Source organism: Nocardia sp. NPDC003726 (genome assembly GCF_053586955.1).
Map to the genome: position 1 here is coordinate 78,886 of NZ_JBSFNF010000006.1, position 12,211 is coordinate 91,096.

Here is a 12,211-nt window from a genome sequence, read left to right on the forward strand (position 1 = left end):
CCCGTGTCGATACCGATATACGCTACGACCGTATGCCCGGCCTGGCGTCCACCGGTCGTGGGCATGGGCGGGTTACCGTGTGGACGGCTTGCCGCTGTCGCTGTGCAAACGAAAGGTTGAAACTGATGCGAGGCGTGATCGGGCGTCGTCTTAATTCTCGAAGAGCAGGTTCTTGGCTCAAGCGGTCCATGCTGGTATCGCTGGCCGTTCTGCTACCGCTCGGGGTGTCGGTGGCAGGCCCTGCCGCCCCGGCGTCCGCCGCGTTCAATCCGGATGGTTTCGACTTCTGGGTCGATTCCGAAATGGGGCCGATCAAGTCCCGCATCTTCCGCGCCGCCGACGGCAACACCGGCCGGGTGGTGTACGCGCTGGACGGCATGCGGGCGCGCACCGACCTGAGCGGCTGGGAGATCGACACCGAGGTCGCGCGCGAGCTGACCAAGTGGAACATCAACGTCGTCATGCCGGTCGGCGGGCAGTCCAGCTTCTACGCGGACTGGAACGGCCCGAGCGACTTCTTCGGCCTCGGCAGCGCGGGCTCGTCCTCCACCGGTTCGGCGAACTCGGGCTCCGGCCTGCTGACCGGTTCCGCGGGCGGGCCGGGCAAGACCAGCACCTACAAGTGGGAAACCTTCCTCACCAACAACCTTCGCTGGGCGCTGCGCGACCGCCTCGGGTTCAACCCGAACGGCAACGGCGTCTTCGGCCTTTCCATGGGCGGCAGCGCCGCGCTCACCTTGGCGGCCTACCACCCCGACCAGTTCCGTTACGCCGGTTCGTACTCCGGGTACCTGAACATCTCCGCGCCGGGCATGCGTGAGGCGTTGCGCGTGGCGATGCTCGACGCGGGCGGCTACAACATCGACGCGATGGCGCCGCCGTGGGGCCCGCAGTGGCTGCGGATGGATCCGTTCGTGTTCGCGCCGCGCCTGAAGGCGAACAACACCCGCCTGTGGGTCTCCGCCGGTAGCGGCCTGCCGAGCGGGGCGGACGGCATCAGCTTCAACACGCTCAACGCGATGGGCTTGGAGGCGCTGGCCCTGGCCAACACCCGCGCGTTCCAGGTCAGGATGCTCACCCTGGGCGCGAACAATGTCACCTACGACTTCCCCGCCGTGGGTGTGCACAACTGGAACTACTGGGCCGACGAGGTCTACCGCATGATCCCGGATCTGTCCGCGAACATCGGGTAGTAGTCCCGCCACAGCGAGAAAGGCCGCTTCGCGCCATCGGCGCGGAGCGGCCTTTCGCCGTTCAACCGGTCGTCCGCGGGGTACTTAGGCAACGAATATGAAGAGAAAACGGCTTCGGTAGTTGTGGTCTGGATCACCATCCAGCAACATGAAGGCATTCGTCTCCAATTGATACCCGAACAGCATGCGCCAAGGTCGATTCGTCCGTTTCTGCGGTGGGCGTCGCGCCTCGGTGCTCGATGTGGGCCCGGTGGAGATCGCTAGAAGTTTGCCAATGCCAGGCCGCCCGAGGGAAAGGTCGATGTGATGCGTAGTGCGCGCGGGAAGCGCGGGTCCCTGAGGTCCCGAACAGCGGGTTCGTGGTTGCGGCGGTCCGCCCTCGGCATCGCCGCGGCGATGCTGCTGCCGCTCGGGGCGACCATCGCGGGCACCGGCGCCACGGCATCCGCGGCGTTCGACCCCGCGGCCTTCGATTTCTGGGTCGATTCCGGCATGGGTCCGATCAAGTCCCGGATCCTGCGTGCCGCCGACGGCAACACCAACCGCGTCGTCTACGTGCTGGACGGCATGCGCGCGCCGGAGACGCTGAACGGCTGGGAGATCGAGACCAACATCCCGCAGGTGCTGGCGAGTCAGAACATCAACGTGGTCATGCCGGTCGGCGGCATGTCCAGCTTCTACGCCGACTGGATCGCGCCGAGCGAGTTCTTCGGCATCCCGGCGGGCTCCGGCTCCAGCACCGGCTCCGGCGGGCTGGACGGGTTCGCGGGCGGGCCCGGCAAGAGCTACCGGTACCAGTGGGAGACCTTCCTGACCAACAACCTGCGCTGGGCGCTGCGCGACCGGCTCGGCTTCAACCCCAACCGCAACGGCGCCTTCGGCCTGTCGATGGGCGGCAGCGCGGCGCTCACCCTGGCGGCCTACCACCCGGACCAGTTCAGCTTCGCGGGCTCGTTCTCCGGCTACCTGAACAACTCCGCGCCGGGCATGCGCGAGGCGATCCGCGCCGCCATGCTGGACGCGGGCGGCTACAACGTCGACGCGATGGCCCCGCCGTGGAGCCCGCAGTGGCTGCGGATGGACCCCTTCGTCTTCGCGCCCAACCTGATCCGCAACGGCACCCGCCTGTGGATCGCCGCGGCCAGCGGCCTGCCCGCGGCCAGCGACCCGCCGAGCTTCAACACCCTCACCGGCATGGGGCTGGAGGCCCTCGCGCTGGCCAACACCCGCGCGTTCCAGGTCCGGATGGCGACCCTGGGCGGCGGCAACGCCGTCTACTCGTTCCCGCCGTTCGGCATCCACGCCTGGAACAACTGGGCCGACGAGGCGATGCGAATGATCCCGGATATGTCGGCCAACATCGGCTGAGTTGTTTGGCGGCGCCTGCGGCGCCGCGTGTTCGCGGCCCCCTTTTGGCTCGCGTCAGAGCGGACGAGACTCGCGCCTGCGGCGCATGCGCTTCGTCCGCTCTGACGCGAGCCGGGCCGCGAACGGTGCTCGTAAGACTCGCACTCGAGGGGGTTCAGGGGGTGGGGATCTTGCGCTTTGTGGTTGCGCCCGGGGCTGGCGGGGGCATTTTGTTTGCCTTTTGTGAGGTTGTGTTGCTGGGCGGTAGTGGTTTTGCCTGCCGTCGAGGTTGGAGGAATGTAGGGGGCTCAGCTGCCGAGCGTGGGGGAGTGAGGGGTGGGCAGTTAGGGAGCCGTGGGGTGAGCTTCGGGGTTCTGGGCAGCCGCAGTCATGTTTGCTATGTGATAGCTGTTGCTTGGTTATGGCTGTTCGGAATTGTTTGCCCGCTAGCGTCTCGATGGCTATCACGGCAGATATCGCTCCCGATCACGGTGTGGTCACTGGCCGATCGGGCTCTCCTTCTGCCGGTAGCCCGTGTTGGCTGCCCGTCGGGGCGGGTGACAGGTGTCTGGATTGCGTAGATCTCGGATCGGTGACAGTTCCCGCCAGGAGCGCGAATATTCTTGCGATCCAACACGACATCACCGGGAGAACGCGATAAGGTCACCGCATCATTACCTTGCGCGAACGGACGGATTTCGGCCAGTGGAAAGACCCGGATCTTGCTAAAGCGAGAGGCGTCGAATATCGTCCAGCGAGCGCAAGTGTGACCAGATCGTTGTAGCGCCGTCATGGGGATCGGATTGTCGGGACCATGTCCGTGACGCGCGTCTCGTTGGCAACACGGGTGCCGCTTCGCCCCTCGGGCGGCGAGTGGCACCACAACAGCAGAAAGAGAGCAGGATTCATGCGTTTCGGCAGGGCCGCCGCGCCGAAGAGAACACCGTCGGGACGGCGAGGCGCACCTCGCGGTTGGCGTAATCGAATTCTGGCTGTCGGTGCCGCCGCGCTGGCGCTACCGATCGCCGCAGGTCTGGCAACCCCGACCGTCGCCGCGGCGGCGCCGTCGGCGCACGCGCCGGTGTTGCGGTCGCCCGCGGGCGGCTACGAGGACCTGATGGTCCCCTCCAGCATGGGCCCGATCAAGGTCCAGGTGCAGTGGGCATCGCGCGGCGGCAACGCGGCGCTGTACCTGCTCGACGGCCTGCGCGCCCGCGACGACCGCAACGCCTGGTCGTTCGAGACCAACGCGATGCAGCAGTTCGCCAACGACAACATCACCCTGGTGATGCCGGTCGGCGGTCAGTCCAGCTTCTACACCGACTGGTACGCGCCGTCGAACACCAACGGTCAGAAGACCACCTACAAGTGGGAGACCTTCCTCACCAAGGAACTGCCCGCCTTCCTCGAGGGCTACGGCGTCTCCCGCACCAACAACGCGGTCGTCGGCCTGTCCATGGGCGGCAGCGCGGCGCTGGCGCTCGCGGCCTACCACCGCGACCAGTTCAAGTTCGCCGCCTCCTACTCGGGCTACCTGAACATCTCCGCGCCGGGTATGCGCGAGGCGATCCGCATCGCGATGCTGGACGCGGGCCGCTTCAACGTCGACGCGATGGCCGCGCCGTGGAGCCCGCAGTGGCTGCGGATGGACCCGTTCGTCTTCGCGCCGCAGCTGCGCGGCCTGCCGATGTACATCTCGGCCGCAAGCGGCCTGCCGGGCCAGTTCGACCAGCCGAACTCGGCGGTCGGCGTGTTCAACACCGGCAACGCGATGGCGCTGGAAGCCCTCTCGCTGGTGAACACCCGCGCGTTCCAGGCCCGCCTGAACTCGCTGGGTATCCCCGCGCGGTTCGATTTCCCTGCCGCGGGCACGCACTCCTGGAAGTACTGGGAGGGCCAGCTGTTCGCCTCGCGCAACATGATCCTGGACGCCACCGGCTCCTGGTGATCTGATCCGCCTCTCGCATTCAGGCCGCACCGATTCGGTGCGGCCTGAATTGCGTTCGGGGGCAGTCTCGATCGCATCGCAGCGAACATAGTTTGCTGTACAGCGCGTGTCTCCCGTAAACGTCGCTATAACGGGAGTACAAAGCTCTTGTGGCAGGGATTACGCGCGGTAGCTGTGGCATACGCGGGCGTCTCGTCGCTCGTTCGGCACGCGAGCGGCTCATGCTGCTCGCCGCCGCGATGGTGGTCCCGCTAGCCGCGAGCGTGCCCGTCGACGCTCCCGCCGTCGCGGAGCCCACCGCTGCCGTGGCCGCGCCCGCCCTGGAGCGGGTCCAGTGGCTCAGCGACCGCCGCGTCGCGCTGTGGGTGACCTCGCCCGCGATGGGGGTGCCGATCCAGGTCCAGTTGTTGCTGGCGAGGGACTGGAACGCCCGTCCCGAGGCCAGGTTCCCCGTCCTGTTCCTGCTCGACGGTCTGCGTGCGACCGACGACGAGAACGGCTGGACGAAAGAGGCGGGGGCGGTCGATTTCTTCGCCGACAAGAACGTCACCGTGGTGCTGCCGGTGGGCGGACAGTCCAGTTTCTACGCCGATTGGCTCCAGCCGGACAACGGCCGCACCTACAAGTGGGAGACCTTCCTGACGAAAGAGCTTCCGCCGCTGCTGGAAAGCCATTGGCGCGCGACGCCGGTGCGCGGCGTGGAAGGTCTCTCCATGGGTGGCACGGCCGCGATGTTCCTCGCCGCCCGCAATCCGGGCTTCGTCCGGCACGCCGCGTCCTACTCCGGGTTCCTGACCACGACGACGCTGGGCATGCCGCAGGCCATCGAGTTCGCCATGCGCGACGCGGGCGGTTTCGACTCCGCCGCCATGTGGGGCCCGCAGACCGGGCCGGAATGGGAGGCGCACGACCCGTACGTGCTGGCCGACAAGTTGCGGGGCATCAGCATCTACGTCTCCAGCGGCAGCGGCGCGATCGGTCCCTACGACCGCGCTCTCGGCATTCCGGGCGTGAGCACCAACGTCGCGGGCATGGGCTTGGAGATCCTCTCCCGGCTCACCTCGCAGAACTTCGTGACCAAACTGTCCAAGCTGGCCATTCCGGCGCAGGTGAACTATCGCCCGTCCGGCACCCATTCCTGGCCGTATTGGGATTTCGAGATGCGCCAGTCCTGGAGTCAGGCCGCCTCCGCGCTCGGCGTCGACCCGGGCAAGCCCGCGTGTCAGCCGGGTGGCGCGATCGGTCCGGTGGCCGCCGCGGCGGGCTGGCTGGGTGAATGCGTCACCGAGGAGTACGCGGTGGCAGGAGGCACCGCCCAGGACTTCAAGGGCGGCCGGGTGTTCTTCACGCCGGACAGGGGCGCCTACCCGGTCGGCGGCGTCTTCGGGCCGGGATACCAGGCGGCGGGCGGGCCCGCCGGACCGCTCGGCCTGCCGACGGGCGAGGAACGCGCGCTGGAGGACGGCCGCGGCCGGTTCCAGCCCTTCCAGCACGGCTCGCTGTACTGGACACCGCAGACCGGCGCTCAAATGGTCCGCGGCGCGATCCTGGACGAGTGGGGCAAGCAGGGATTCGAGCGCGGCCCCGCCGGCTACCCGACAGCGCCGGAGGCGAAGACGCCGAGTCGCGACGGCGCCGTGCAAGCTTTCGAGAACGGTCCGTTCTACTACAGCCAGGCCACCGGCGTGCATCGCGTCCAAGGGCTGATCCTCGGCAAGTACGCCCAGCTGGGCTTCGAGAACAGCCCCCTCGGCTTCCCGGTCGCCGAGGAGCAGACGGTGAAGGACGCGGGCCGCTTCAGCCGTTTCGAAGGCGGCGCCATCTACTGGAGCCCGGTCTCCGGCGCATGGGCGGTCCGCAACGGCCCGATCCTGGACGCCTGGCGCGACGCCGGCTACGAGAACGGCAAACTCGGCTTCCCCACCGGCGACGAGTTCCCCATCTCCGACGGCGTGCAACAGAACTTCCAGGGCGGTTTCATCACACTGCGCGATGGCAAAACAGAAGTCCACGCCCTTTGAGCACGACCGATGCGCCGACTGCGAATGGTGAGGTGCCGCCGGTACCAAGACCTCGGCCCAACTCCCGGAGCCGAGCAGGCGGGACGGAATCTCGGCTCGGTCGATGCTGTAGTCGGGCCTCGGCGGTGTGGTCCTCAGCGCGCCACGATTCCCTCATGGTCTGCGCCCGCGCATCGAGACCGTGCGCCGCTGCGGACACCCGCACGTCGGCCGAGCCCCCGATTTCGGTGGTGGCGAGACTTGGCCTGCCGCCGATTGCGGCCCACTCGCGGCCGATCAATCGCTGCGCCGCGGCCTCACGCGCACGAGGCCCGAGCCAGAAGAACACCGACGCGACCAGCTCCCCTCAACCCCATCTCCCGGGCGAAGTGGGAACGAGCATCGACCACGAACAAACGGTGTCAGGCGCCGGAAATCCAACACTGCCCGGCGCGCATCGAGGTGGTGCGACGACGCCGATACCGACACGTCGGGCCCAGCCCTCGACTTCGAGCGAAGCGAGAACGCGCGCCGTTCGCGATGCGGGCGGCATCGCGCGCCCGAGGTCCGAGCCGGAACGTTGACGCGCCCAGCGCACCGCAACCACGTCTTTCGAGCGAAGCGAGACCGAGCATGCGCCGTTCGCGGCCCGGCTCGCGTCCGAGTGGCCGCCGCGTCCGCGACGAAGTCGCCAGCGGCGGTCGCTCGGGCGCGAGCCACAAGGGGGCCGCGAACACCGCCGCGCGAAGGCGAGGCAAATTCAACACCGCTAGCCTGGTGGGCGACCCGACCCCGCTCAGTGACAGATCGAGGACAAGAATTCATGCATCGGACCACGGGAAAGGTAGTCGGCGTGGTTGTGGCGATCGCCGCGACCGGCCTGCTCGCCGCGTGCGGCGACAATGATTCGACCGCCACGAGCACGCCATCGCCTACCCGCACCACGACGACGGCGGCGACCAGCTCGCCGGTCGCTTCGACACCCGCCGAGACCGGGCAGCCCGCTCCCGCGCCGGAGCAGCCGACGACGTCGGTGCCGCCCGAGCGTCCGCAGCCGGTGCCGACCGAGGCCGTCCCGCCCGCTGACACCTCGAAGCTCACCGACAAGGACAAGAAGTTCCTCGACGAGCTGGCCAAGCAGGGTGTCACCCCGTCGAGCCCGGACATCGCGCTGAGCATCGGCGCGTACGTCTGCCAGGGCACCGCCGCGGGCGCGTCCGACCAGGATCTGATGACCTTCGTCAACGCCATGGCAGGTTCCGATCCCTCCTTCGACCCGGCGAAGATGCCGGTGGAGAAGGCCGGGCAGATCTACATCTCCACCGCTCGCGCCACGTACTGCCAGTGAGTTCGCGCGTCCGTTCGACCTCCCGCCGGTCCAAGCCGGCGGGATGTCTGCTCGTGATCGGCGCCGTCCTGCTGATCGTCCTGGTGGTCCTGCTGCTGTGGTATCTGCTGGCGGGGCGTCTGCGCCCGCCCGGCCCGGGGCCGAAACCGCCGGAACGGCCGACCTCGCAGCCCGCGAGTTGCCCGGACGTGCAGATGATCTCGGTGCCCGGAACCTGGGAGTCCAACAGCGCCGACGATCCGCACAACCCGACCGCCAACCCGGTGTCGCTGATGCTCAACGTCTCCGGCCCGATCGCCCAGCGGTTCCCGAGCGAGCGGGTGGACGTCTACACCGTTCCGTACGTCGCGCAGTTCTCCAATCCGATCGCGATCCCGCCGGACGGCCAGCAGTCCTACAACAACAGCCGCTCCGAGGGCACCCAGCGGATGGTCGAAGCCATGGCCGCGCGTCATCAGGAGTGCCCGCTGACCACCTATGTGCTCGCGGGGTTCTCCCAGGGCGCGGTGATCGCGGGTGACGTGGCCGCGCAGATCGGCGCGGGCGCCGGTCCGGTGCCCGCCGATCTGGTGCTCGGCGTGACATTGATCGCCGACGGACGCCGCACGGGCGAGGACGGCCCCGGCCAGGCGATCCAGATCGGCACCCCGCCGGCGGGCGTCGGTGCCGAAGTCGCGCTGAAGGGGTTGAACGTGCCCGGCATCACGATGACCGGCCCCCGTCAAGGGGGCTTCGGCGCACTGGCCGACCGCACCTACACCATGTGCGCGCCCGGCGATCTGATCTGCGACGCGCCCCGCGAGGCATTGAGTCCGTTCAACATCCTGGGCAGTGTGAACACGCTGGTCCGGGCCGCGGGCAACCCGGTGCACACCCTCTACAACAGTTACGTCGTCGACGGTGACGGCACCACCGCGACGCAGTGGACGCTGAACTGGGCGGCGGGCCTCATCGAGGCAGCGCCGCATCCGGCCCATTCGTGAAAATTCACAGCCCGTGAGATACCCCGCACCCGATTGGCGTGACAAGCGCAACTCGAGTTGGGTAGCACGCTGTAAAGTGCGCTGGTGATCGCGACGCCGGGCACCACCGCAGCGCAGTCCGGAAGCGGGCGTCGCGCCCGTATTTTCCTTACAGCCAGGAGCATGAGTTCATGACAGAAGCCGCCGCACCGGCCACCACGGCGAGCCGTGACGCGGATGCTGCGTTGTCCGCGCTGGGCACTCCGTTGCGTCCGTTCCGCTTCGCGGCGGCCGGCGAAGGAAACAAGCAGGAGGGCGGTGCGCGTAAGTTCGTGCAGACCGCTCAGCAGGCCGAGGAATACGGCTTCGACACCTTCGTGGTGCCCGACCACCTCGGTGAGCAGATCGGGCCGATCGCCGCGCTCGGCGCGCTGACCCAGGCCACCGAGAAGATCCGGCTCGGCACGTCGGTGCTGGCGAATGGTTTCCGCCACCCGGTCGTGCTGGCCAAGGACCTGGCGACGATCGATGTGCTGTCCAAGGGCAGGCTCGAGGTCGGCGTCGGCGCCGGCTGGATCAAGGAGGAGTTCGAGAACGCGGGCATCCCCTACGAGTCGCCCGGTGTCCGGCTGGAGAAGCTGGACGAGTCGCTGACCATTCTGGACGTGCTGCTGCGCGGCCAGGAGTGCACCTTCGAGGGCAAGCACTACCAGGTCCGCGGCGTCAAGGGGACCCCACGGCCGCGCCAGGGTCCGCGCCCGCCGATCTGCACCGGCGGCGGCGGTCCGAAGATGCTGCGGCTGGCCGCCAAGCACGCCGACATCATCTCCGTCGTTCCCGTGACCACCAAGAACGGCAAGGGCCTTCTCTCCGGCATCACCATCGAGAAGGCCGTGGAAAAGGTGAATCTGATCAAGGAGGCCGCCGGTGACCGGTTCGCCGACATCGAGCTGAACTGGGCCATCACCGCCATCGTGATCACCGACGATCGCGAGAAGACCGCGGAGATGGCGCTGTCGGCGTTGGACCGGGGACTGCACCCGAACCTGGAGGTCGACGTTCAGCTGTCCGTCGAGGACATCCTGAACTCGCCCTACGTGGCGATCGGCACATTCGAGGAGATCGCCGAGCAGATCCGCCGTGTGCGGCAGCTCACCTCGATGTCCTATGTCGGTGTATTCCCCACCCAGATGGACGCGTTCGCCCCCGTTATTCCCCTGCTGCGGGACGAGTGAGCCGGTCTTCTCTGTAACATGACTCTGGTTTGAGTACATCTAGCCGATAAGCGGTCACCGCGCAGACCGCACAAAATCTGCAGGCTGGCTCTGCACTTGGAGCACCCGCGGGCGAAAGCGAGTCGGGGCCTCACAGGTAAAAGCGGCGTTCTCGCCGTCTTGCTGCGTGTGCCTCGGAGGAGAAGAAGGAATGGAAGAGACTTTCGACGACTACCTGGACGAAACCGGGAACATCCGTATTCCCGAGGATCACACCCTGGTTGATCACGTCGAGAAGCACACCCGGAACGACGCGAACACCCTGGCGTATCGCTACATCGACTACTCGCGCGAGCGCGACGGCGAGGCGCAGGAGTTGACGTGGCGTGAGTTCGGCATTCGGCTGCGCGCGGTGGCCGCTCGACTGCAGCAGGTGACCAACCCGGGCGACCGGGTCGCGATCCTCGCACCGCAGGGCTTGGACTACGTGATCTCCTTCTTCGCCGCGATCTACGCGGGCACCATCTCGGTGCCGCTGTTCGACCCGGACGAGCCAGGCCACACCGATCGCCTGCACGCGGTGCTCGGCGACTGTGAGCCCTCGGCCATCCTGACCGCGAGCTCCTCCGCGGCCGGGGTCCGGCAGTTCTTCCGCTCGCTGCCCGCCGCCCAGCGTCCGCGCATCATCGCGGTGGACGCGATTCCCGACAGCGTCGGCGAGAGTTGGGTGCGCCCGGACATCGCGATCGACGACATCGCCTACCTGCAGTACACCTCGGGTTCCACCCGGGTGCCCGCGGGCGTGGAGATCACCCACCGCGCGGTGGGCACGAACCTGCTGCAGATGGTCGACGCGATCAACCTGGACTGGAACTCGCGCGGCGTCACCTGGCTGCCGCTGTTCCACGACATGGGCCTGCTGACGGTGATCCTGCCCGCGGTGGGCGGCAAGTACATCACCATCATGTCGCCGAGCGCGTTCGTGCGCCGCCCCTACCGGTGGATCAAGGAGCTGGCCGCGGTTTCCGACGGCGCCGGAACCTTCGCCGCCGCACCGAACTTCGCGTTCGAGCACGCCGCGGCGCGCGGACTGCCGAAGAACGGCGAGTCGCTGGACCTGTCGAACGTCATCGGCCTGATCAACGGCAGCGAGCCGGTGACGACCTCGTCGATGAAGAAGTTCAACGAGGCGTTCGCTCCGTACGGCCTGCCCAAGACCGCCATCAAGCCGTGCTACGGCATGGCCGAGGCCACGCTGTTCGTCTCCGCCACCAAGGCCGAGGACGAGGCCAAGGTCACCTACGTCGACCGCAAGGAACTCAACGCGGGGCGCATGGTGAAGGTCGACCCGAGCCACGAGGACGCGATCGCGCAGGTGTCCTGCGGTTACGTCGCGCTCTCGCAGTGGGCGACGATCATCGATCCGGAGTCGGTGGAGTCCGGCGGCGGCCGTGAGGTGCCGGACGGGCACGTCGGCGAGATCTGGCTGCACGGCAACAACATGGGCATCGGCTACTGGGGTCGTCCCGACGAGACCGCGGCGACGTTCCACAACAAGGTCACCGAGCGCCTGCCGGAGGGCAGCCACGCCGAGGGCACCGAGCCGGACGCGAACTGGATGCGCACCGGCGACTACGGCGTGTACTTCGAGGGCGAGCTCTACATCACCGGACGCGTGAAGGATCTGGTGATCGTGGACGGACGCAACCACTACCCGCAGGACCTGGAGTTCTCCGCGCAGGAAGCCAGCAGCGCGCTGCGTCCCGGCTTCGTGGCGGCGTTCTCGGTGCCCGCCAACCAGCTCCCGGCCGAGGTGTTCGAGCAGGGCAGCCACTCCGGTCTGCAGTTCGACGCCGACGACGCGTCCGAGCAGCTGGTCATCGTGGGTGAGCGCGGTCCCGGTGCGGGCAAGGCCGATCCGCTGCCGATCGCCGACGCGGTGCGCGCGGCGATCTCCCAGCGCCACGGCGTGACCGTTCGTGACGTGCTGTTGGTGCCCGCGGGGTCGATCCCGCGCACATCCAGCGGCAAGATCGCCCGTCGCGCCTGCCGGGCGGCCTATCTGGAGGGAACGCTGCGGGGTGGTTACACCCAGCAGGCTTTCCCCGATGCACCGGAAGAGTAATTGCCAGGGGCGGCCTCGGACCGACCATCGACGCTCGGCGCCGAGCTTCCCACGCGCCGAGCGTCAATTCACGG

Annotated in this window: 8 protein-coding genes; all 8 read left to right on the forward strand. The window is 67.9% G+C overall.

What is annotated here, in order from left to right; all coding sequences use genetic code 11:
• Nucleotides 1-125: 125 nt before the first annotated feature.
• The 8 genes from ACWDMM_RS10370 to fadD32 all read left to right on the forward strand — a co-directional run bounded on the left by ACWDMM_RS10370 (nucleotide 126) and on the right by fadD32 (nucleotide 12,137).
• Nucleotides 126-1,193 carry an alpha/beta hydrolase gene (locus ACWDMM_RS10370; protein ID WP_244891850.1) on the forward strand — a complete coding sequence of 356 codons (1,068 nt, stop codon included), beginning with the start codon at nucleotides 126-128 and terminating at the stop codon, nucleotides 1,191-1,193.
• Nucleotides 1,194-1,499: 306 nt separating this feature from the next.
• The gene (locus tag ACWDMM_RS10375; RefSeq protein WP_195079692.1) at nucleotides 1,500-2,561 is read left to right on the forward strand and encodes an alpha/beta hydrolase; all 1,062 of its coding nucleotides are present in this window, start codon (nucleotides 1,500-1,502) and stop codon (nucleotides 2,559-2,561) included.
• Nucleotides 2,562-3,447: 886 nt separating this feature from the next.
• Complete coding sequence (locus ACWDMM_RS10380) at nucleotides 3,448-4,488, forward strand: alpha/beta hydrolase (RefSeq protein ID WP_357107086.1); 1,041 nt, start codon at nucleotides 3,448-3,450, stop codon at nucleotides 4,486-4,488.
• 221 nt (nucleotides 4,489-4,709) lie between these two features.
• Nucleotides 4,710-6,509 carry an alpha/beta hydrolase-fold protein gene (locus ACWDMM_RS10385; RefSeq protein WP_195079693.1) on the forward strand — a complete coding sequence of 600 codons (1,800 nt, stop codon included), beginning with the start codon at nucleotides 4,710-4,712 and terminating at the stop codon, nucleotides 6,507-6,509.
• An 832-nt stretch (nucleotides 6,510-7,341) separates the two neighbouring features.
• The gene (locus ACWDMM_RS10390) at nucleotides 7,342-7,836 is read left to right on the forward strand and encodes a DUF732 domain-containing protein (RefSeq protein ID WP_323124451.1); all 495 of its coding nucleotides are present in this window, start codon (nucleotides 7,342-7,344) and stop codon (nucleotides 7,834-7,836) included.
• Nucleotides 7,827-8,819: a cutinase family protein gene (locus ACWDMM_RS10395; protein ID WP_397069718.1), complete on the forward strand. Its 993-nt coding sequence runs from the start codon at nucleotides 7,827-7,829 to the stop codon at nucleotides 8,817-8,819. Before ACWDMM_RS10390 ends, ACWDMM_RS10395 begins: the two co-directional genes overlap by 10 nt.
• A 170-nt stretch (nucleotides 8,820-8,989) precedes the next feature.
• Nucleotides 8,990-10,033: an LLM class F420-dependent oxidoreductase gene (locus ACWDMM_RS10400; protein WP_084486091.1), complete on the forward strand. Its 1,044-nt coding sequence runs from the start codon at nucleotides 8,990-8,992 to the stop codon at nucleotides 10,031-10,033.
• Nucleotides 10,034-10,223: 190 nt separating this feature from the next.
• Nucleotides 10,224-12,137, forward strand: coding sequence for a long-chain-fatty-acid--AMP ligase FadD32 (fadD32, locus tag ACWDMM_RS10405; RefSeq protein WP_195079695.1), 1,914 nt, complete (start codon nucleotides 10,224-10,226; stop codon nucleotides 12,135-12,137).
• The last annotated feature ends 74 nt before the right edge of the window (nucleotides 12,138-12,211 follow it).